We start from the raw sequence: 20781 nt of genomic DNA, 5'->3' as shown, positions 1-20781 counted from the left end.
TGCGGATTTGCGACGAAGGAGAATGGCAGGGTGTCCAAAATCGGTGTGGTCGGGCTTGGAAACATGGGGCGTGGGATGGCTGCGTCCCTGATGCGAAAGGGTTTTGACGTTCTGGGGCATGATCCGTTCCTCGACGGGCCACTCATACTCGAAGGACGAGATGTTTCGCTTGCGACGTCGTTGTCCGACGTGACGCACGCCTGCGATGTCATCGTCCTTTCCCTTCCGACCGCTGCTGTCGTCGAGCAGGTTATTGCGGGCGAAGGCGGTGTGCTGGCTTCTGGCCGCGCAGGAGTCACGGTCATTGACACGTCGACGTCGCACCCCGACGTGACACGCCGTCTGGCGAAGCTGATCGACGAGGCTGGAATGCATCTCGTTGACGCCCCGGTCAGCGGCGGTCCTTCTGGCGCCATGGCGGGTGCGCTTGGCATGGTGCTCGGTGGAGACGCGGCCGATATCGCCCGCATTGAACCGGTTCTGGAAGCCATGAGCCGCGTGCGTACTCATGTTGGCGCAGTGGGGGATGGTCACGCGCTCAAAATCATCAACAACGTCATGTGTGGCGCAAACCTTATCCTCGCCGCCGAAGCGCTCGCGCTTGGTCGAAGCCTCGGCATGCAGGACGACAAGCTGGTTGCGGGCCTCAATTCCGGTTCGGGCCGCAATGCTGCGACGGAAGTCAACATGCCGCGCTGGATTCTGAATCAGGCGTTCGATTCAGGTTTCACGATGAAGCTGATGCGTAAGGACATCCGTCTTGGCGACGATCTGGCTCGGCGTTCCGAGCTGACGTTGCCCTTGATGGAACAGACGATCGCCGCATGGGCGGATAGCGCCCCCACATTGGCCGATCAGGCGGACTTCAACCGTATCGTCGAAATGACGCTTGACCAGACTTCGGTCACGGAGGCTCAATAATGACCGATCAAGCGCGTCGCGTTGAAGCCCTGTTCGCACATTTCTTTCCGGAAGCGACGGCTATCGGCTCCTATATTGGGGGCGTCATTGTAGAGGGACACGGCGAACCGATTGAGATCATAAGCCCCGTCACGACGGAAGCGCTTTGCGCGTTCTCGGACGCAGGGGCTGAAGTCGCGCATCGCGCGGCCATCGAGGCGGAGCAGGGGCTGTTGCGCTGGAGGTCCTTCACCCACGCTGCGCGAGGGCGCGTGATGCAGGCGATCGCGCAGGCGGTGCGGGCTGAATCCGAAAGCCTTGCTGAACTGGAAATGCTTGTCTCGGGAAAGCCAATTCGCGACTGCAGGGGAGAGGCGATCAAGGTCGCCGAGATGTTCGAATATTATGCAGGTTGGACAGACAAGCTTTTCGGCGAAGTCATTCCGACGCCGACGTCGCATCTGAACTATACCTTGCGTGAGCCGGTTGGCGTCATTCTTCAGATCACGCCGTGGAATGCGCCAATCTTTACCGCCGGCTGGCAGGTGGCCCCGGCGATTGCGATGGGCAACGCTGTCGTCCTCAAGCCCTCGGAGCGGACGCCTCTTACATCCCTCGCACTGGCGAGACTGGCGGAGAAAGCCGGGTTGCCAACCGGGGTCATCAACGTGCTGAACGGCTACGGACACACCGCCGCGCAGGCCGCCATTGCCGAACCTGCCGTCAAGAAGGTGGTTTTCGTCGGATCGCCAGCAGTGGGCGCGCAGATCGCCGCCGCCGCCGCGCGCTTGCTGAAACCGAGCGTGCTCGAACTGGGCGGTAAATCCGCCAACATCGTGTTCGAGGACGCCGATCTGGCGCTTGCCGCCAAGGGGGCGCAAGCCGCGATTTTCGCAGGCGCAGGGCAAAGCTGCGTCGCAGGCTCACGCCTGCTGGTGCAGCGTTCCATCTATGATCGGTTTGTCCGCATCGTCGCCGAAGGCGCTGCGCAGATCAGGGTTGGAGATCCGGCCAGCCCGGACACGGAGGTCGGGCCGATCAACAACATTCGGCAGTTCGAGCATGTGCGCACCATGATCGACAAGGGCGTTGAGGCTGGCGCCGTGGCGACGCCGCCGCTCGGCGACGTCGATCCGGCGAAGGGTTATTTCGTGCCTCCCACGATCCTGACGGGCGTCGATAACGACATGTCCGTGGCCCAGACTGAAATTTTTGGTCCGGTGGTCGTCGCGATCCCGTTTGAGGATGAGGCTGAGGCGGTGGCCCTTGCGAACGCAAGCCCGTTCGGTCTGGCGGGAGCGGTCTGGACGCGCGACGTCGGTCGGGCGCATCGCGTCGCTTCAGGCGTGCGTGCTGGCACCTTCTGGATCAATTCCTACAAGACGATCAACGTGGCTTCGCCATTTGGCGGATCAGGGCAGAGCGGGTACGGTCGATCGAGCGGCGTAGACGTGCTCAGGGAGTACACGCACATGAAAAGCGTCTGGGTCGAAACGGCAAGGGAGCCAACGGCCGCCTTCGGTTATGCTCCCGGTCTCGGCTGAGTGATGAGCGCCGGGTCTGTCTCCCCGACCGCGACGCCAACGCCAGCCGCCGCACGCTTTGTTCCGAAGCGTCCGGACATGCTGCGCATCCTGCTTGCGACTACGTTCATCGTGATCGCCGCCGAGGCCATCGGCCCTGTCACTGTTCCGATTGGCCCCGGCGGCGTCACCCTTCAGCCGCTTGTCTGGGCGCTCATTGCGGGGGCGTTATACGGTGTCTGCGGACTGGTTTCTCCTGGAAACATGACGTTGTCCGTGCAAGCGCAGGTGACGGCGGCGAAACTTCTGCAACCTGTATTGCTGCTCTTCATCACGCGATTGGGCCTGCTTGTTGGAGGCTCGATTCCGAAAGTGCTGCAGGCCGGCTGGGCGCTCGTGTTTCAGGAGTTCGGGCATTTTCTGGGAACCATGGTTTTCGGCCTGCCGCTCGCCCTGCTGTTGGGAATAAAACGTGAAGCGATAGGCGCGACATTTTCCATCGGTCGTGAGCCAAGCCTTGCAATCATCGGGGAACGGTTTGGCATGAACTCCCCTGAAGGGCGCGGCGTTCTTGCCGAGTATCTGACCGGCGCCATTTTCGGCGCTATTTTCATTGCGCTGTTTGCGGGTTTGCTTACGGATACGGGCTGGTTCAGTCCTTATGCCCTGGCGATGGGCTCTGGCGTCGGCTCAGGGAGTATGATGGCGGCCGCGTCCGGGGCGATCGTAGCCCGCATGCCGCCGTCCATGGCTGACGACATCGCCGTTTTCGCCGCTGCAAGCAATCTTATCACGACCACGATCGGCACGTATTTCACAGTGCTGATCTCTCTGCCTTGCACGATATGGGCGTACCGTGTTTTGGAACCTCTCCTGGGACGCAGGGCGGCGCGCCGGACGTCGAAAGTTCGTGACGCCGACGTCGTGCATGACGACGGGCGGCAGTTATCCTTTCTCTGGGTGCTGGTCTGCTGGATTTTCATTGGCTGTCTCGCGCTGATCGGTAACAGGATCGGCCACGGCGCGGCCGTTACAGCATCTACCATGCTGGGCATGGCGATCATCGTTGCAATCAGCGCAGCAGGACTTGGGCTTTACCGCCTGGCAGGCGGACGTATACCAGCCGTCCTGTGGTGCTCCATCGTCGCCATGCTGGTGACGATGCCCGGCTCGCCCGGCGCCGCCACGGTGGCGGCGATGACCGCACCGATCAATTTCCTGTCGCTTGTCACCCCGATCCTGGCTTTAGCCGGACTATCCGTGGCGAAGGACATTCCGGCTTTCCGCCGGTTGGGGTGGAGGATTGTGATCGTGTCCTTCTGCGCGAACGCAGGAACCTTTCTGGGTGCGACGCTGATTGCCCAGCTTCTCATGCATAAACCGGCCTGAAGCGGCTATCGCCTTCGGCCGCCGCACCTTTCGCAAGGAGGCGGCGTGCGCCTCATCTGGCCGAGCCGACGCCCATAGCTGGGTCCGTAATGCTTGCCCGACCAGTTTCAACGTGACCGGCGACGCGAATTTCGTTGCCCGTTTCATCCGAGACAGTGACGGCCAGATCGTACCAATGGTGGCTATCTTCAAGATCGAGCGTCTGCGTCATTTTTCCCATTGCTGGAACGGCGAGGTTACGGTCGACCGCGCCATAGGCATTGTCGCGGAGCGTCAATTGTTTGGGCGTGCTGGCGCTGTTCGCGATTTCAAGGACGAGCGCGCCTTTTGCTGCGTCGTGCCGCGTGGAGAGCGAAATTGTGCTCGGTCCGGCGAGCCGCAGGTAGCGCGCGAAACCGTTGGGGCCAAATACTGTGAAGTGGCGCTCGGTCGCTTGGTCGGGCGCCCATTCGTCCTGAAGCGATTTTCCAGCTTCAATTGTATATCGCCGTGGTGTTTCCTGAGTGAGGTCCCGATAGACGAGAAGGCAGGCCGCGCGCGCGCCGTCATTGCGCATGGCGATCGTCACGGCGCCGGAGGATGAGGCGGTAAAGTCGGCGGCAAGCGCATAAGGTAGAGCGCGAGCAGGCCGCGCTCCCGGCTCCACGGAACCAATATCCTCGATCCGGCTTTGCTGCGGAATGACTGGATTCGGCAGCTTGCACTGAGCGTCTGCAATTTTCTTGTAAACATTGGTGTCCGGGAGAGGCGTCTTGACATGCCGCTTGCGTGAGAAATCGAATGCGCCGGTCAGATCGCCGCAGATTGCGCGCCGCCATGGCGTGATGTTGGGTTCGCTCACGCCGAATCGCGCTTCGATGAAGCGAATGACGGACGTGTGGTCGAAGACCTCGGAGCAGACGAAACCGCCCGTGCTCCACGGTGAAATGGCAAAGGCCGGCACGCGTGGGCCCAGCCCGTAAGGCAGCAGGTCGGCCGTATAGCGTTCCGGTTCATAGCTGCTGATCCTGTCGTGAATCTCGCCGGTCGTCGCAATCGTGCTCTTGCCCGGAAGAACCGGCGTGGGCGGTTGCGGTGGAGGAAGATGGTCGAAATAACCATCGTTCTCGTCATACATGATGAGGAAGGCAGTGCGCGCCCATACTTCCGGATTAGCGGTCAGCGCATCGAGCGCATGGGCGATGAACGTTGCGCCGTAGCCCGGCGTCCAGCGCGGATGCTCCGAATATGCGGCGGGGGGAAGGATCCACGACACCTGCGGCAAGCGGTCCGCCAGAACGTCGGCGCGGAGTTGGTCGAGGGGACGGGCGACCATGGCGCGTTCGTAGAGCGGCGAACCGGGCTGCGCCTTCACGTAGTTCTCGAAGCACATCAGGACATTGGTGCCGAAGTTGCCGTTTTCGACATCCGAGACGGAGGTGCCTTGCTGATAGATCCGCCAGTCTATCCCTGCCTCCTGCAGGCGCTCGGGGTAGGTCGTCCAGGAGAAGGGTGGCGCGACATGAGGATAAAAGGGCCGGTCCACCCAATCGACGTTGTCGAGGACCGGGCCACCGCCTGCGCCTGTCGGATCCACCATGCCCGTCATCAGATAATAACGGTTCGGATGGGTCTGCGTCGGCGTCGAGCAGAACCAGTTGTCACAGGTCGTAAATGCGTCGGCGAGCGCATAATGAAACGGAATATCCTCGCGCGTGTAGTAGCCCATCGTCATGTCTTTCTTGTGACGGGGCCACTGATCGTTCCATCCCTTGTTGATCGCGGCGTGCGTGGGCGCCCAGTTATGGTCGAGGTCGATCATGCATTGGGCGCTTGTCGTCTGGGTTGGAAGGTGGAAGGGCGTGATCCAGCCGTCTTCCGCCTTGTGCCGCTGTTGCCACCAGATCGGCAGGCCTTTCGGCCCGCGCACGACATGCCGGTCGCCATAGCCGCGCACGCCGTTGAGGTGGCCGAGGTAATGGTCGAAAGAACGATTTTCCTGCATCAGCACGACAATGTGCTGAACGTCCTCGATCGTTCCGCTATCCCGTCGGGCCGGAATCGCCTGTGCGCGACGAATGGAAGGCAACAGGGAAGTCAGGGAGAAACCGGCTCCCATTCCGAGAAGCGCACGGCGCTCGAGTTGTGACGCCACGGCAAGCGCTCCATATGTTTGGTTGGTTATACTATAACATTGTCGCTGAAGGATGGAAGGCAGTGTATGGCTGGTCTTCGTGTCAGTTCCATGAACCCATGCGCCAGCAGAGGGGTGGTCGTTTTCATGCTGTGGTTCTTGGAGGTGCGCGTCGGACATCCGCTGACGCCAATATCCAAATCGATTTGGATATTGGCGCCTTCCTAGTGGAAGCCTGACGAGAAATTTCGGTCCGCTCAAATGTGAATGATTCCAAATTTTATAAATATGCTAAGAAATTCAATATTTTTGACGGTAAACGGGCGAGCGTCAGTTATGAGCGAAATATCGCTGAGCAGGATATGTCCACAGGATGCGGGCGATTTGATTAAAGCCAATCTCGAGAACCGCTCTTATCATGCTCCATGGGCTCAGCCGTTCATAACGAAAGAAGGTTTCGACGCCTGGTTCGCCGACCAGATGTCTGACGCCAATATCGGATTTATTGCACGAGATCGGCATACTGAAGGCGTTGTTGGCGTCACGCATCTCAGTCAAATTGTTATGCGCGGGTTTCAGAACGCCTATCTGGGCTATTATGGCATGGCGCAGTTTTCTGGACGTGGATTGATGGCTGAAGCCGTGCGCCTGACAGTGCGGGCCGCCTTCAATGACGTGGGCCTGCACCGTCTGGAAGCGAACATTCAGCCCGGAAACGCCAGATCCATAGCGCTTGTTCGAAAACTGGGTTTCCGTCATGAAGGATTTTCACCACGATATCTTCGTATAGACGGGGAGTGGCGTGATCATGAACGTTGGGCGCTGTTGAGAGATGAGGTCTGAGTTGCGAACGCAGGTCTGCGCCCGTTTCGGGCAGTCGAGCGCCCGCGTTATCAATCCGCGTCGCCCGCTTTCCTGAAACGAGAGGGCCGGGGGTCATTGTTCGGATACACGGAGCCTAAGAGTAAGAATTTTATATATAGGAAAACAGATTTCCGGAAGTTCGTTGCGTAATGTCATTGCGCCCGATGTTCGCGGAACTCAACCATCCTCGATGGCGTCATCCGTACGGTTTTCGATCCCGCGCTGAATCCCGACAGCACGCAGTTGTGGTGATCGATGATTTGTTCGGCGGTCAGCGCTCCGAAATCTGCGGTCGTGTGACCATCGCCGATCAACAGAACATCGAAGCCCAGAGAAACTGCACGTCGGGTAGCGGTGTCGATGCAGAACTGGGTCATGCAACCGCCGATCGCCAGACGATCTACGCCAAGTTCGACCAGACGTTCCTTCAAGCCGGTATCGTGGAAAGAGTCGCATGACCGTTTGTGGACGATGACCGTATCGTCGCGGGGAGCAACCTCGTCGCGGAACAGCCAGCCGGGCGTTCCGACTTCCAGACGATGTCAGGCGTCCCCGTCGTGCTGAACGAGGATGACGGGCGCTCCTGCGGTTTCGGCCGCGCGCTTCAATCCGCCCAATCGTTTGGCGACCGCGTCAAGCTGCCCGTCAAGCAACTTTTGTCGATCGGCAGACGCGAGGCCCGTCAGAATTCCTTGCTGAAGGTCGATGACAAGAAGGGCGGTTTTCATTGTGCGCTGATCCACGTCGCCATTCCTCTTGCATCGGGAAAAACATTTTCGAAGCCGAATCGCTCGTACAGCCGCCATGCCCCGCCGTTCGCCATCAGGCTTACATAAGTTTCGGCAGGGATGACGGCGCGTATATGGCGCATGATGGCGCCCACGATTGCGGAGCCGATTCCTTGTCCATGATGCGCAGGCTCAACAGCGATGTCGACAATATGGATAAAGAGCGCGCCGTCGCCAATCATGCGCCCCATGCCGACGATGTCGGAACCATGCGCAACATGCACGCCATAGAGCGTATTCGGAAGACCCGTGCGGGCGGCCTGTAAACTTCTTGGCGTCAGGCCGCTTGTTGTGCGCAGACGGCAATAGGCGGCAACGTCGGGGACGCCAACGTGCAAGGCGTATCCATCAGGCAAGGGATGGTCGTCCGTCACATTGAAAGACATGGTAGCCGTTTCCTTTGCGGAAGCCGCCATTGTCAGCCTGACTGGTCGTTTCTGGTGAAATGACGCAAAGCAAGCCGACTGATGCGGCCTGGTTCACGAAAAGAGACCTACGCCGCTCCAGAAACGGAGCGCCGCCAGAAACTGAAAATTGCACGGGGTGCGAGAGTCATGCCCTCACCGTTGCATACCCGAATCCTCTTTGCAACGTAAGGCGATGTCAGCGCGTCGGGAAAAATCGACGCAGTCCTCGCCCTGTCCGCCAACTTTCCGCGCGGCTGCGACCGAACATGTTACAACCCGTCAGGTCGCTGCGAGCGTCCCCAGCCCGTTTTCAAGATCCGCGATAAGATCTTCCGCGGCCTCCAGGCCGATATTGAGGCGAAACGACGGCCCTTCGTCGTTTTGCTCCGGAGCGGACACGGACCGCACGATCCCGCCCGTCGTCGGTAGCACGAGACTCTCGAACCCGCCCCATGAAGCCCCGATGCCGAACAGGGCCAGAGAGTCGACCATAGCCTCCATGGCTGCGCGCGTATAGGCGGGCGTCAGGGACACGCCGAACACCGTGCCGGCGCCCGAGAAATCGCGTTTCCACAACGCGTGACCAGGACAATCGGGAAGAGCCGGGTGCAGAACGCGGAAAACTTCCGGCCGCGCGTCCAGCCACCGCGCGACCTGCAGCGCCGTTCGCGACTGATGCGCAAGACGGACGCCCATGGTGCGCAACCCGCGCAGGGTCAGCCAGCATTCGTCCGGCCCGGCGAGCTGCCCGAGCTGGATCGCCGCATCGCGCAAGGCGCGCCACAAGCCGTCGTCCGCGACAGTGATCGCGCCCAGCACCGCATCCGAATGTCCGGCGGCGTATTTCGTCAGAGCCTGTATCGATACATCAACGCCATGTTCGAACGGCGAAAAAACGCCAAACCCCCAGGTGTTGTCGAGCAACAGTCGGGCGCCGCCGTCATGTGCGACGCGGGCCAGCATCTTCACGTCTTGTATTTCGAAGGTATGGCTGCCCGGGCTCTCCGCGAACACGACCTGCGTGTTGGATCGCATCAGCGCGCGCAACGCACCCTCGCCGGCGCACGGATCGTAATACTCAGTCTCGACGCCGAAGCGTCGCAACATGGTGTCGGCGAAGCGCCGCGTCGGCCCGTAGCACGAGTCGGGGATCAGGCAGTGACCGCCCGCGCTGGTCCAGACCAGCAGCGCCGTGGTGCAGGCCGCAAGCCCGGACGACACGACCTGCGTGTTGGCGCCGCCTTCTATTGCTGCGACCGCCCGTTCGAGCTGATGCTGGACCGTCGATCCCATCGCCCCGTAGATCGCGACGTGTTCGTAGCGCTCGCGCCCCACGCTCTGCATCGTGGCGATGTCGGGAAACAGGACCGTCGACCCGCGCGTCACGCTCGGGTTGACCAGCCGCCCGCCCTGCGGCGCCTCGTCGATCTCCGGGCGACCGACGCGAACGAGCAGGGAGTTCAGCCGCTCCCACCCAGCGGAGACTGCGTTCTCGTCGCTCATGCCGCGCTCTCGCCGGCTGGAGCGCCAGCCCCGGTTTCGATCGGCGCTCCGGGCGTCGACGCCCACTCGGCCCACGATCCGTCATAGATCGCCGCAGGCGGAAGTCCCGCAGCCTCGATGGCTACGGCGATTACGGATGCGGTCATGCCCGAGCCGCAGGTCGCGATGACGGGCGCAGCGCCGGTTGCTCCTGCACGGGCGAGGCGTTCGTTCAGTTCGATTGGCGGCAGGAACCGTTTGTCAGCGCCCAGTAACTCGCCAAAGGGGAGGCTGGCTGCGCCAGGTATGTGACCGGAAGACAGTCCCGGCCTTGGCTCGGGCGCGGTTCCCTCGAAGCGTCCTCGCGCCCGAGCGTCGAGGATGATCACTTCGCCCGGGTGTGACGCATGGGCGAGCATGTCTCCCAGACCGGAGAGGCGCTGAACGGTCAGCCGGGATTCGTAGGCAGCGCTCGTTGGCGGGATCGGGGGGGCGCTTTCCACATGGCCGCCAGCGGCGATCCAGGCGGGAAGCCCGCCGTCAAGCACATAGGCGCGTTCATGGCCGAAAAGGCGGGCCAGCCACCAGGCGCGGCAAGAGGAAGCGATATTGCCCTGATCGTAGAAAACGATCGTGCTTTCGCGCGTCAGCCCAAGCTCTCCGGCCAGCCGAGCGAAGCGCGAGGCCGTCGGCGCCATGTGGGGCAGGGAGGCTTCAGGGTCGGAAAAGACCTCAATGTCGAATCGTCTGGCGCCGGGTATGCGGTGTGCGAGGAATTCCGAATCGGGGTCCCGCGTCTCGCCGGGAAGCAGGGCCGTGGCGTCGAGGACGACAACCCCCGATCCAGGCACGCTGGAAAGAAGGGTTTCGGCCGATATCAGCGGCGTCTGGCGCGACGGCGACGCGGGAAGGGCGGACATGCGATCAATTGCTCCTCTTCACGCCTTCAGGCGCTGAGAGAGCATTGGATCATCGGATCGCATACTCGGCAAGCAGCAGGCGGAGACGGTCCGCAGCCTCCTTGCCCTTCAGCGAATCCTTCCACAACGCCTCGATGACGCGCTGGTGGGCGTTTACTGCTTCAGGCGCGCTGGTGATCAGCGAAACGCCGGTGGACGCGGCCGGGGAGGTGTCGGCCCTGAACGGGTTGATCGCCAAAACCATGCGCTCACGCCCGCGCATGAGCATGCAATTGGCGGTATTGTCGACCTCGGATACGACGCTGAACTGCAAGCCGATCGGCTCCGCTTCGATCATCTCCACGATGCGCGATATTTCCGCCGCAGCGACACGTCGGGCGGCATCCCGCAGTTCCGGCGACGGGGACGCAGCCTCGCAAACGCCCCTCAGGAGGAAGCGCTCCACCGCCTGCTCGGGCAGCATGGTGATCATCGTAGGACGACGCGTCTCATAGGCGGATTTTCGCGCCGCCATGATCGATGCGTATTGCTCCCCGGACGCTGCATCCTGCGTTTCGGCGATCGCCTGAAAGAGGACCCTGTCGTAGTCCGGGGAGGTCACAAGATAAGCCACCGGATCGGCGATCTGCAGAATCTGGTCGGTTTCTTCCTCGATCTGGCGGATACGTTCGAAAAAACCGATGGGACGGCTGTAGTATTCGACGCCGATTCCGAGCAACGTCAGGGGAGAAACCTTGAGAAGCTCGGCGAGGCGCTGGACGGTGTCCAGCTTGATCACCTCGCCCTTTTCATAACGGTACAGCGCGGCGCGGGAGACGCCCAGTCGAGCCGCTATTTCGTCCGCTCGCATTCCGGATTCCAGGCGGAATGCGCGGAGCTGCTGACCGATCTCGCTAAGACGCATAGTGACAGCAGCCATCGTTTAGATTTCCTTGCGACTTTTTTAGGGATGGATGTTCGTCAATATTGCGTTAATCCATTTTTTTGTAAAGTGTTTCGGTACCGCGACTCTGATGTTGCTGGCTGCAAAGTTCCGACCGCGGCCTTACAGGCGTCGTGTCGGGGCTGTTCATTGGCCGTCGCGTGGTTCAAAATATTGAACAACGAAATACCGCCCGGAATATCGGGGGGGTGCGTCGGCACGGAGGCTATGGCGACCGAACGGATCATTGCAGGATTGTTGCTCGCGGGCGTGGCCTATGGCTGCGTCGAGGTGATGGCCCCGTTTTCTTCCGCTTTGCTTTGGGCGGCCATTCTCGCATTTGTTACCTGGCCGGTGTATGCACGTCTGCGCAAGCGAATCCGTCCGACTCTCGCCGCTCTCGCCATGGCGGGGCTGTGCGCCATATGTCTCCTGCTTCCTATTGCATTGCTCGCCACAAAAGGGGTCGCCGACGGGCCGGGCGCCGTTACGGCGCTGACGGATTTTCTGGTTCCAAGGCTGAAAGTGCCCCAACCTCCGGCTTGGGTCGCTGCGACGCCTCTCATTGGCGCCGAAGCTGTCCACGCATGGACGGAAGCGGCGAAAGACATCGGCAATCTTGGCCAAAGTCTCCGTCCATACGCTGGCGACATCGCCCAGTCCGCTATTTCCCTGCTTGTACAGATCGCAAGCGGCGGCCTGCATATCGCGATGGCGCTGTTCATCGCTTTCTTTTTCTGGCTCAGCGGCGACTCGCTCGGACGGACCCTTCGCGCCCTGCTGGCGCGGGTGGCCGGACGGCAGGCCGACCGTCTTTTGCGGATCATCGGCGGCACGGTGCGTGGTACGGTCTATGGCGTGCTGGGCACCGCAATCCTGCAGGGCGTGCTGACAGGCGTCGGTTTCTGGATCGCCCGACTACCCGAGCCGGTCCTGTTCGGCACGGTGGCGGCCTTGCTCTCGGTATTGCCGATCGGCGCGCCTCTGGTCTGGATTCCCGCAGCAATATGGCTGGTCGCATCCCACCATTTGTGGCGAGGGCTGGGTCTGGCGGTTTATGGAGTCGTCGCGATCTCAGGCGCGGATCATTTCATCCGGCCCATCTTCATATCGCGGGGCGCGGAACTACCTTATCTGCTGACCTTGATTGGCGTCATCGGTGGCGTTCTGGAGTTTGGCGGCCTGGGCATCTTCCTCGGCCCGGTCCTTCTTGCGATCGGATACGCCCTGACTGTTGAATTCGCGGCCGGTCACGTCCCGACAAAACTCTCTAAGATTGGAGAATCTGAATCGTGACGGTCAAATCCGTCCTGACCCCCGCAGTTGTGTCGGGGCTAGCCCCCGTGACCGGCCTCCGTTTCAAGCGAAACAGGTCGCGACCACTCACCTCAGGCACTTCGGGCGGCGCAGCGGTTACGATCATCAGCTGGAACTTGCTTCACAGCGTTGGCGCCGCCCTGAGCGACGTCGTCGCGTTGATCGAGCGTGAACGCCCCGATCTTTTACTGATGCAGGAAGCGACTGCGGACATCGACCTCCTGCCGGAAAGGATCGGCGGTTATTACGCGCGCGCGCCGTTGCCGGGTCGCATCCACGGTCCGGCGTGCTGGAGCCGCCGGCCATTCGCGCGCGCGCCGCGCGCCTGCGCCATTCCTTCAGGAGCGCTGGTTCGACGCGTAGCGCAGGTGATCGCCCTTGGGGACTTCACAGTCGCCAACGTTCACCTGTCGCACGGACAGATCATGAACCGCCGCCAGTTGAGGCGCCTCGCCGCCATCCTGCCTGCTCCGGCAGCCATTCTTGGCGACTTCAACCTTGTCGGCCCTGCTCTGGTGCCGGGATTTCAGGATGTCGGCCCGCGCGAACCAACCCACCGTATGGCGGATCTCCTGCCGATCCGTATCGATCGCTGCCTCGTGCGCGGCATGAACTGTGAAGGGGCGGCGGTGCTGCCCGTTTACGCTTCCGATCACCAGCCAATCATGGTGCGCGTCAGCCCCTCCCTTGTTCGGTCGGCAGGGTAGCAATGGCGGTCGTGTTCGCGGCCTCGTTTTTGCAGCGGTCTGTCGTCGGACCCGTCTTCGCTCGTCGTCGGTAGAAAGACGGGAGCGGCGCCGTCGGTCTCTGCAAGATGGCGCACGGGCTGATGACATGGGAACACGCCTTGCGAATGCGGCAGCTATGACGGCAAGGGATGATACCTGCTGTCCGAATTAAGGTCGGCGCGATTATCGCCATGACATACTCCCGCCGTGCTTCCTAGTGCATAAGCAGCGGGGCGCGTCGCGCTATCAGATCCCGGAACTAAAAATCTGTAACGTGGTTCGCACACTGATCACCAAATATGCACGATAAACACTGTGACGGTGGAGAGGGGAGGTCGTATGGCGAACCAAAAAATAGCGGCGTGTCTCTGTGTCGCGAGAAAATTTCTCATAAACATTGTTAAAATATTGTGCGTTTCCCTTTTTGTATTTACGGCGCATGCGCTTCACGCTCGAACTGTCTACGCAACCAGCGGGTCGTGCGATGGTTTTCCAGGTGTCAATCTTCAGACGCCCAAGGGCGCATGTCTGGGCCTCGTCGCATCGGGAATGCGTTTTACCCGGGGTATGGCGGTCAAAGGCGGCACGATTTATGTTGTTGATATGGGGAGTTGGCAGCCTCATCGTGGCCGTTTGCTAGCCATTGAACAGAATGGGCACGGACCGGAAAAAGTCCTTCTCACCGGCCTGGATCGTCCCAGCGGCCTCACGTTTGCATCTGATGGACAACTTTACATTGGATTGCCAGACCGCGTTCTGCGCGTAAACCTGCACGGCGATGGAACGGCGGATACCCAGGATGCGTTGACGGGATTGCCTTCAACGGGTCGTCATCCCCTCAAGGGACTGGCGGCTGACCACGATGGCGGCCTATACGTCAGCGAAGGGTCCGCCACGAATAATTGCGAAACAGCATCTGGTGGTCTTCCTGTTGCGTCACAGGCCTGCCCCGAATTGCGGGGAGCTGTCCCGCGAGCATCGATTCTTTATTTCAGACCTCAAAGCATCCCCCAAATCGCCTCGGCTGAAAATGTTGTAGCGACTGGCATGAGAAATCCTGCTGCGCTGGCGGTCACCCCGGAAGGCGTATTGCTGGCTGCGGTCAATGGCCGTGACAATATCAACGTGGTTGACCCAAAATTGTCAGATGACGCGCTGCCGCATGAACCGTTCCTTGTTGTGCGGAAAGGTCATAATTATGGGTGGCCTTATTGCTTCGATGACGGGAAGCCTGCTCCGGAGTATCCGCAGCACGATTGTTCCACGGTCACTGCGCCGAATCTGCTGTTGCCAGCTCATTCAGCGCCTTTGGGGATGCTTGTTTATACCGGCGCAGCTTTTCCTGAATTGCAGGGGCGGGTCATCATGGCCTATCACGGCTACCGCAATGCGGGGCATCGCGTGGCGAGTCTGGCCATTGATGCAGACGGCAACCCCAGGGGTTCACCGCAGCCTCTTGTCCAGGGCTGGCGTAATCTCTCACAATCAGGAAGCGAGCCGACCGGCTCACCAATCGGCCTCGCAGTGATGGCTGATGGAACCTTGCTGATTTCGGAAGATCATAACGGTACGATTTTACGTCTTGCTCCGGAGAAAGCCGGTGATTGATTCTGAACCTTGCCGCATGGCGTTAAAGTGAGCGTCGACGCCGTTTCGTATTAATTTCCGAGGTTAAAATCGCGGATCGTTTTGGTAAAGCAAACTGGGTGTAAATGATGTATCGGTGGCCGCCGCGATAGATGCGGCTGCCGCGTCGCCGCCCGCCAGATTATGTCCATATCGGCGGATTGCCGATGATTTCCTTGATAGCCGCAGTCGCGGCCCGCAGGCGTGCGGATGGCTGGGCCAGAGCCCGCAATAGCCATACGCCGGTCGGCGTCGCATTCCACGCTTCTTCCTCGAGAGGTATGCGTATCAAAGACCCGTCGTTGACGTCGGAACCCACCACCCAGTCTGGCAGCAGGGCGACGCCCATCCCGCCAACGGCTGCGAGGCGCATCGCTTCGAAATCATCGCACCGAAAAACAGAGTGAGTGCTTGAACCATCGCCAATCCGACGTCCGAGAATGTCGGCCCAACCCAGAAGATCAGCTCCGTGCAGCTTTTCGATGAGACGATGCTGGGTGAGCGCCTCGACGCTATCCGGCATGCCCATATCCGTTAAATAATCCTGGCTCGCGACCAGTAATCGTCGCTGATCTGCGAGGCGGGTGGCAAAGAGGCCGCTATCGGCGAGCTGACCGATGCGGATCACTGCATCGAGCCGATCCAGCACGGGGTCGGCCAGCCGTTCGGTCAGATCGAGTTCAATCCGCAAATGTGGGTGCGCGCGCATCATCTTCGTCAACGCTGGGATCACGTAGCGCTTGCCGAAGGTTGGAAAACAGGCAAGGCGCAGAGTTCCCGCCACCGCTCCGTCGAAGGCCGCTACCTCTGCATGGGCGTCCGCCAGTTGATCCAGCAATGGTTGAGCGCGCTCCATCAGGCGCTCGCCAGCATCGGTCAATCCAAGCGCGCGTGTGGAGCGAACCAGCAGGGTGACGCCCAAAGACTGCTCCAACGTGTCGATCTGCCGTACAACCGCAGAGGGAGTTTGTCCCCGTCTGCGGGCTGCCGCCGAGAAGCTGCCATGGCGCACGACATCGACGAAGACCGCCAGATGTTCGGCAAAACGTGGATCTTTCATCATAAACCGCCTGACCTTTGCGGAAACGGCAAAAGCGTTTCGGCGCAATTCCGGCTTATCCCGCGCCTCCGCGCGGCGCAAACCTTCGTTCATCGAACAGGGCGCGTCCCCTGTCGAATTGAAGGAGCAAAACAAATGAAAATCCTCGAACAGATCCTCTCTCAGTCCGCTTACTCTCACGAAATCGACGTGCCTTTCGCCGAAGTCGATATCGCCGAGTGGCTCTTCACGTTGCCTGAAGCTGAATATCTCCGTTGCTGCGCGCCCGACCACATTGCTGCAGGCATTACGACGACGGACGACGGACGCCGCATGTCCATCAATGTCGAAATGATAGGCACGGGTCTGGTGGTGCAGCATTACGTCGCCGAGGAAGCGACGCCGAGTTATTGCCGGATGAATTCAATTTCCGATGTTTTCACCCCTAATGGCCGGACACAGGTGAATGTCGTCTGGGAGCTGATCGCCGAGGAACTGGGGGGCGGGCGTACTCTCTACACAAACCGTGTGACCGCCCACCCGACGGACGCCTTCATGGCGTTTCTTGGCGAGCATGGCGTCGCGTTTGAGCAGGCCGCCGCAGCCCGGCAGGAGGCGGGCGGCGATCACAACCGCCGGGAGACGCCGTTCTTCGCGGAAAGCATCGCCCGGCGCGCCCTGGCTCGCCGAGTCTCTGGGAACGCATGATCCAAAGAAGGCTTCTACGGTAAATCAGAGACAGTTGCTGACGCTATCTGTCGTGGCGTCCCGCAACTGTCGCAACTGAGGGAATTTCCGGACTTGTCGACCGACGGCGTGGAAGCGCGCGTCAGTGATCGCAACGCTTGCGTCTCTCAGCGTCGCAAACGGTGCGGCTTTCGGGAAAACCGGCACACCGTCTCGATTTCCGGCGACCAGAGAAACTGATCGACGACGGTGACAGCATCCAGAGAGTAACCAGCTGCGAAAAGGCTTTTCGCGTCCTTCAGAAGAACCTGTGGGTTGCAGCTTACGTAGATCAGCGCTTTGGGCGTGGCGCGAAGAATGGCCTCCATCTGTGCGCCCGCGCCCGTGTAAGGGGGGTCAAGCACGACGGCCAGAGCGCCGCCGAGATCCTTCGCGTCGACTGGTTGTCGGTTCAGATCCCGTACAGCAGCGTCGACGCGACGCCCGGCCGCAGCCTTGCGTAACGTCTGCAGGGCTGCCGGATGGCCCTCGTAAGCCTCGACCCGCGCGCGTTCGGCAAGGGGGAAGGTCAAGGTGCCGCAGCCTGCGTAAAGTTCGATGATCTTCGCTTTGCGTCCGGGCGTTGCAGGCGTGGCGTCCAACACGGCGTCGCGGATCGCGGCTTCGCCCGTTGCGGTCGCCTGCAGGAACGCGCCCAGTGGCGGCTCGACGGACGCATCTCCGAAGACCTGCCTTACCGGGCCAAGCTGCGAGACTGTTTCCGGCTCGTCCCGCAAGCCCGGTCGCCAGCCTATGCGCGGGATCGCATGTTCGCGTGCGAAAGCGGCGAGCTTTCCCCGGTCGGCGGAGGAAGGCGGCGCGTCCGTTGTGAAAAGTAGATCCGGTCCTGAATCCAGAAGATTGATCAGAAGGTCGCCAGAGCCGCGCAGCAGGTCGAGACGCGGCAGCAACGCCCGCAACGGCGGCAAAAGCGCCATGATGCCCGGATGCAGCACATGGCACTCGGTCAGGTCGAGCACATCTCCGCCGCGCCGGTGCAGGCCGATGACGACGACGCCCGCATTTCGCTTCAACGCAAATTCGGCGCGACGCCGTGTGGAAGGAGGCGACTGTACAGCGCGTGGTTCAGGAACCTCCGCAAAGCCTGAGTGGCGTAAGCCGGTCACGATCTGCTCGACTTTCCACGAAAGCGTCCAGTCCATCGGCAGGTGCTGCAAAGCGCATCCGCCGCACTGTCCGAACAACGCGCAGGGCGGCGTCACCCGAACAGGGGAGGGCGCGACAATCCTTTCGCAGGACGCGCGCCCACGGGCCACAGGCTGGGCCATGACCGTATCGCCCGGCGCGGTGAAGGGAATGAACGTCGTCTGGGTCTGCGCGTCATCGCCCTGCTCCGCTCGTGCGACGCCATCGCCCCCGGCGCCGAGGCGATCGACAACGTAGAGACGGGCGGGACCGAAGGATTCAGGCGGCGGAGGCGTTCGTGGCCTGCGCGGATCAGCTTTCCGCGCCATCCTGACTCAGATCGACGGGCGCGGGACGGCGCAGGCGCCGAGGAGCAGACATGAAGGCCGGTGCGTCCGCGCCAAAGCCTGGCACGCCGTCCGCCGTCGTGTCGGCAGGGATTTCGTCACGTCTGCGGTGGTCCTTGTGGCGCTGGTTCCGTTCGCCGTCGCGGGCTTCACGCCCCCGGTCGCGATTGCGGTCGCGGCGATCATCGTCGCGACGGAATCCGTCGCGCGCTCCGGCGTCGGCGCGGCCCTGCTCGTTCCGGGACGGCTCATGACGGGACGATTCGCCGCGCGTGTGATGAGGCTTCGCCGTCTCGCCCTGCCCGCCGTCCTGTCGCTTCGCGTCGTTGCGGTGCGGTTCGGCCTGACGCGCCCGGTTATCGGACTCACCGCCGTGTTTCTTGCCACGATCGTCACGACGCTTCTTGCCGCGGTCATGACGCGGACGCGCTTCCTCCGACCATTCGAGCTGGGCGACGCCGCCCAGTTCAAGGCGCGGGATCGATTTGCCCGTCAGTTTTTCAATGGCTTCGGCAAATGTGCGATCGTACGGGGTCGCAATGCTGTAGGCGCGCCCCTCACGACCGGCGCGGCCCGTACGGCCAATGCGATGGACGTAATCCTCCGCGTGAAACGGCAGGTCGAAGTTGAACACATGCGACAGGCCGCCAATGTCGATGCCGCGTGCCGCGACGTCCGAGCAGACGAGAATTTTCAGCTCGCCTGCCTTGAACTTCTCAAGCGTGGAAAAACGTACCGATTGAGGAAGATCGCCATGCAGCGCGCCGACGGAGAAGCCATGCTTCTGCAACGACTTCAGGAGCATATCCACGTCGCGCTTGCGGTTGCAGAACACGATGGCGTTCTGAAGATCCGCAGACCGCAGCAGTTTGCGGAGAACCTTACGCTTGTCGTCCTCGTCCACGACGACCAGTCCGGTTTCGATCGTCGTCGCCACCGACGAAGGGCGACTGACGGTGATTTCGACTGGATTTTGCAGGAACGCGTCGGCAAGGCGTCTGATCTCCGGCGCCATCGTGGCGGAGAAGAACAGCGTCTGGCGCATACGTGGCAGCAGGCCGACGATTCGCTCGATATCCGGAATGAATCCCATGTCGAGCATGCGGTCGGCTTCGTCGATCACCAGCGTGCGCGTCTGGTTCATCAGCAGGCCGCCGCGCTCGAATAGATCGATCAGACGCCCGGGCGTCGCGATCAGCACGTCGACGCCGCGATTGAGCGCCTCCTTCTGATCGGCCATGCTTTCGCCGCCGATCAGAAGGGCATGGGTCAGTTTGAGATACTTGCCGTAGTTTACGAAATTTTCCGCAACCTGAAGCGCCAGTTCGCGCGTCGGCTCGAGAATCAGCGAACGGGGCATGCGGGCGCGGGCGCGCGAGCCGGACAAGGTCTCCAGCATAGGCAGCGTGAAAGAGGCCGTCTTGCCGGTGCCTGTCTGAGCGACGCCAAGAACGTCACGCCCGTTCAACACTGCGGGGATCGCCTGGGCCTGAATGGGCGTCGGATGTACGTAGCCCATTTCCGCCACGGCGCGGAGGATTGGCTCCGAGAGCCCAAGCCCGGTGAAAGTCGGCTTGTCTTCCGTTGGCGGTTCAGCCACCGGCGGCTCTGCGGCGGCGGCAGGCGTGACATCCGGCTCAACCGTTGCGCTTACATCAAGCCCGCCGGCGACATGCAGCGGCAGGGAGACCTCATCGACGTTCGTGATCTCGATGTCGGCGGCGGTTGAGACCGGCGTTTCGTCAGCGGCAGGTTTCGTCGCGTTCCGACGCCCGGCGCCACGCGTCGTTTTGGGCGCGGGTTTTTCAGCGGCTTCGACTGCAGCGGAAGCCCAGCGCGACGCAGCGCTCTTCCGCGCTGTGACTTTTTCGGCCTTCGGCTTTTCGGTGGATTTCGGGGAAGACGCCGTTGCGGACTTCGTTTTTGCCGCCGTGGCTGGCTTGCGCGCCGTTTTGGTCGCCTTCACGCTCGGCGTCTCGACGGTTTCGTCGGACACGGTCGCAGCGGATTTTCTGGTGGCTTTTTTCGTAGCAGAAGCGATTTTTGGCGTTTTCGTTGCGACTTCAGACGACCTGGCGGTCACGTTCCCGCGTTTCGCCGGGGCTTTCGCTGTCGCTGCAGGCTTTGCTTTCGCAGGCGTCGACGCCGCGCTTGCGGCAACCTTACGGCCTCTGGCGCGCGGCGCAGCGATCTCCGCAGCGTCGCTCTCAGGGGCTTCGCCGGAAAGAACCACAGTTTCAGCCGCCCTGGCGGTCTTTCGAACGCGCGGCGTCGCGACTGTCTTGCGGGTCTTTTTTACTGACGTATCAGTGGTTTTGGCGTTCAAATCGCTCTCGAAGCTGTCAGCCGCGCTTGGCGCGCGGCGGTCGGGCCACGCTGCACGGGCGCCTGACCGGGTAATTAAGGCGTGGGGAACTTAAGGAGAAGTCCGCGGCTGTCGGTAGAGTGTCCGGCGTGAAAAATCAAGCGTTCATCGGTGAATGAGCGCGATCAGACCGCAGATTTTGGCGCTGCCGCCTGATTGGCGCCTCGTGACGTCACAGC

The 20781-nt window shown here is 61.4% G+C and carries 18 protein-coding genes; 8 read left to right on the top strand and 10 right to left on the bottom strand.

Translation table 11 applies throughout. The annotated features are described in order from the left end of the window. The first annotated feature begins 30 nt into the window (after positions 1-30). Genes G442_RS0107495 through G442_RS0107485 form a run of 3 tightly spaced genes read left to right on the top strand, consistent with a single transcriptional unit; the run spans position 31 to position 3812 of the window. Positions 31-921, top strand: a complete 891-nt coding sequence (locus tag G442_RS0107495) for an NAD(P)-dependent oxidoreductase (RefSeq protein ID WP_026397498.1) — start codon at positions 31-33, stop codon at positions 919-921. Continuing rightward, positions 921-2444 (top strand): aldehyde dehydrogenase family protein, encoded by a 1524-nt coding sequence (locus G442_RS0107490; protein ID WP_026397497.1) that lies wholly within the window; start codon positions 921-923, stop codon positions 2442-2444. The genes G442_RS0107495 and G442_RS0107490 overlap by 1 nt, the downstream gene beginning before the upstream one ends. Before the next feature lie 3 nt (positions 2445-2447). Continuing rightward, positions 2448-3812, top strand: a complete 1365-nt coding sequence (locus tag G442_RS0107485; RefSeq protein ID WP_026397496.1) for a DUF3100 domain-containing protein — start codon at positions 2448-2450, stop codon at positions 3810-3812. Between the two features lie 52 nt (positions 3813-3864). Here G442_RS0107485 and G442_RS0107480 read toward each other — a convergent pair whose 3' ends face one another. Beyond that, complete coding sequence (locus G442_RS0107480; protein ID WP_026397495.1) at positions 3865-5946, bottom strand: phosphocholine-specific phospholipase C; 2082 nt, start codon at positions 5944-5946, stop codon at positions 3865-3867. Positions 5947-6213: 267 nt separating this feature from the next. Here G442_RS0107480 and G442_RS0107470 point away from each other — a divergent pair, with 267 nt between their 5' ends. Further along, a complete protein-coding gene (locus G442_RS0107470; protein WP_307188545.1) occupies positions 6214-6768 on the top strand; it encodes a GNAT family N-acetyltransferase in 555 nt (184 codons plus the stop codon). Between the two features lie 173 nt (positions 6769-6941). On the opposite strand, the gene G442_RS26115 is transcribed toward G442_RS0107470, so the two are convergent. The 6 genes from G442_RS26115 to G442_RS0107440 form a co-directional block, all read right to left on the bottom strand. Continuing rightward, positions 6942-7325, bottom strand: a complete 384-nt coding sequence (locus tag G442_RS26115; protein WP_264800449.1) for an isochorismatase family protein — start codon at positions 7323-7325, stop codon at positions 6942-6944. Between the two features lie 6 nt (positions 7326-7331). Continuing rightward, positions 7332-7517 carry an isochorismatase family protein gene (locus G442_RS26110; protein ID WP_026397492.1) on the bottom strand — a complete coding sequence of 62 codons (186 nt, stop codon included), beginning with the start codon at positions 7515-7517 and terminating at the stop codon, positions 7332-7334. Continuing rightward, positions 7514-7963 (bottom strand): GNAT family N-acetyltransferase, encoded by a 450-nt coding sequence (locus tag G442_RS0107455; RefSeq protein WP_051292109.1) that lies wholly within the window; start codon positions 7961-7963, stop codon positions 7514-7516. Before G442_RS0107455 ends, G442_RS26110 begins: the two co-directional genes overlap by 4 nt. Positions 7964-8263: 300 nt before the next feature. Continuing rightward, entirely contained in the window at positions 8264-9487 is a 1224-nt protein-coding gene (gene metC, locus G442_RS0107450) for a cystathionine beta-lyase (protein WP_026397490.1), read from the bottom strand. Further along, on the bottom strand, positions 9484-10386 hold the full coding sequence (locus G442_RS0107445; RefSeq protein ID WP_051292076.1) for a sulfurtransferase: 903 nt from the start codon (positions 10384-10386) through the stop codon (positions 9484-9486). Before G442_RS0107445 ends, metC begins: the two co-directional genes overlap by 4 nt. A gap of 49 nt (positions 10387-10435) precedes the next feature. Then, positions 10436-11305 carry a helix-turn-helix domain-containing protein gene (locus tag G442_RS0107440; protein WP_174766894.1) on the bottom strand — a complete coding sequence of 290 codons (870 nt, stop codon included), beginning with the start codon at positions 11303-11305 and terminating at the stop codon, positions 10436-10438. A gap of 231 nt (positions 11306-11536) precedes the next feature. On the opposite strand from G442_RS0107440, the gene G442_RS0107435 reads away from it, so the two are divergent. From G442_RS0107435 to G442_RS0107425, 3 genes are all read left to right on the top strand, one after another. Then, a complete protein-coding gene (locus G442_RS0107435) occupies positions 11537-12604 on the top strand; it encodes an AI-2E family transporter (RefSeq protein WP_026397487.1) in 1068 nt (355 codons plus the stop codon). A 122-nt stretch (positions 12605-12726) separates the two neighbouring features. Continuing rightward, positions 12727-13332: an endonuclease/exonuclease/phosphatase family protein gene (locus tag G442_RS21315; RefSeq protein WP_246789371.1), complete on the top strand. Its 606-nt coding sequence runs from the start codon at positions 12727-12729 to the stop codon at positions 13330-13332. Positions 13333-13692: 360 nt separating this feature from the next. After that, the gene (locus G442_RS0107425; RefSeq protein WP_051292075.1) at positions 13693-14961 is read left to right on the top strand and encodes a PQQ-dependent sugar dehydrogenase; all 1269 of its coding nucleotides are present in this window, start codon (positions 13693-13695) and stop codon (positions 14959-14961) included. 160 nt (positions 14962-15121) lie between these two features. Here G442_RS0107425 and G442_RS0107420 read toward each other — a convergent pair whose 3' ends face one another. Beyond that, the gene (locus G442_RS0107420) at positions 15122-16039 is read right to left on the bottom strand and encodes a LysR family transcriptional regulator (RefSeq protein WP_026397485.1); all 918 of its coding nucleotides are present in this window, start codon (positions 16037-16039) and stop codon (positions 15122-15124) included. A gap of 135 nt (positions 16040-16174) precedes the next feature. Here G442_RS0107420 and G442_RS0107415 point away from each other — a divergent pair, with 135 nt between their 5' ends. Next, positions 16175-16726 (top strand): hypothetical protein, encoded by a 552-nt coding sequence (locus tag G442_RS0107415; protein ID WP_026397484.1) that lies wholly within the window; start codon positions 16175-16177, stop codon positions 16724-16726. Positions 16727-16872: 146 nt separating this feature from the next. Here the strand turns inward: G442_RS0107415 and G442_RS0107410 are convergent, their stop codons facing one another. Next, positions 16873-18219 carry a class I SAM-dependent RNA methyltransferase gene (locus G442_RS0107410; RefSeq protein ID WP_026397483.1) on the bottom strand — a complete coding sequence of 449 codons (1347 nt, stop codon included), beginning with the start codon at positions 18217-18219 and terminating at the stop codon, positions 16873-16875. Further along, positions 18203-20320 (bottom strand): DEAD/DEAH box helicase, encoded by a 2118-nt coding sequence (locus tag G442_RS0107405; RefSeq protein WP_371863411.1) that lies wholly within the window; start codon positions 20318-20320, stop codon positions 18203-18205. Before G442_RS0107405 ends, G442_RS0107410 begins: the two co-directional genes overlap by 17 nt. Positions 20321-20781: the final 461 nt, after the last annotated feature.

This window comes from Acetobacter nitrogenifigens DSM 23921 = NBRC 105050, from assembly GCF_000429165.1.
Classification (GTDB): domain Bacteria; phylum Pseudomonadota; class Alphaproteobacteria; order Acetobacterales; family Acetobacteraceae; genus Acetobacter; species Acetobacter nitrogenifigens.
The sequence above is the reverse complement of the archived record's forward strand: the minus strand, read 5'-3'. Positions and strand labels throughout refer to the sequence as shown.

What these genes read in the sequence shown, in the direction of transcription:
- G442_RS0107490 (WP_026397497.1), top strand. Translation starts at nt 921, where the DNA reads ATGACCGATCAAGCGCGTCGCGTTGAAGCCCTGTTCGCACATTTCTTT.
- G442_RS0107485 (WP_026397496.1), top strand. Translation starts at nt 2,448, where the DNA reads ATGAGCGCCGGGTCTGTCTCCCCGACCGCGACGCCAACGCCAGCCGCC.
- G442_RS0107470 (WP_307188545.1), top strand. Translation starts at nt 6,214, where the DNA reads ATGCTAAGAAATTCAATATTTTTGACGGTAAACGGGCGAGCGTCAGTT.
- G442_RS26110 (WP_026397492.1), bottom strand. Translation starts at nt 7,517, where the DNA reads ATGAAAACCGCCCTTCTTGTCATCGACCTTCAGCAAGGAATTCTGACG.
- G442_RS0107455 (WP_051292109.1), bottom strand. Translation starts at nt 7,963, where the DNA reads ATGTCTTTCAATGTGACGGACGACCATCCCTTGCCTGATGGATACGCC.
- metC (WP_026397490.1), bottom strand. Translation starts at nt 9,487, where the DNA reads ATGAGCGACGAGAACGCAGTCTCCGCTGGGTGGGAGCGGCTGAACTCC.
- G442_RS0107445 (WP_051292076.1), bottom strand. Translation starts at nt 10,386, where the DNA reads ATGTCCGCCCTTCCCGCGTCGCCGTCGCGCCAGACGCCGCTGATATCG.
- G442_RS0107440 (WP_174766894.1), bottom strand. Translation starts at nt 11,305, where the DNA reads ATGGCTGCTGTCACTATGCGTCTTAGCGAGATCGGTCAGCAGCTCCGC.
- G442_RS0107435 (WP_026397487.1), top strand. Translation starts at nt 11,537, where the DNA reads ATGGCGACCGAACGGATCATTGCAGGATTGTTGCTCGCGGGCGTGGCC.
- G442_RS0107425 (WP_051292075.1), top strand. Translation starts at nt 13,693, where the DNA reads ATGGCGAACCAAAAAATAGCGGCGTGTCTCTGTGTCGCGAGAAAATTT.
- G442_RS0107420 (WP_026397485.1), bottom strand. Translation starts at nt 16,039, where the DNA reads ATGAAAGATCCACGTTTTGCCGAACATCTGGCGGTCTTCGTCGATGTC.
- G442_RS0107415 (WP_026397484.1), top strand. Translation starts at nt 16,175, where the DNA reads ATGAAAATCCTCGAACAGATCCTCTCTCAGTCCGCTTACTCTCACGAA.
- G442_RS0107410 (WP_026397483.1), bottom strand. Translation starts at nt 18,219, where the DNA reads ATGGCGCGGAAAGCTGATCCGCGCAGGCCACGAACGCCTCCGCCGCCT.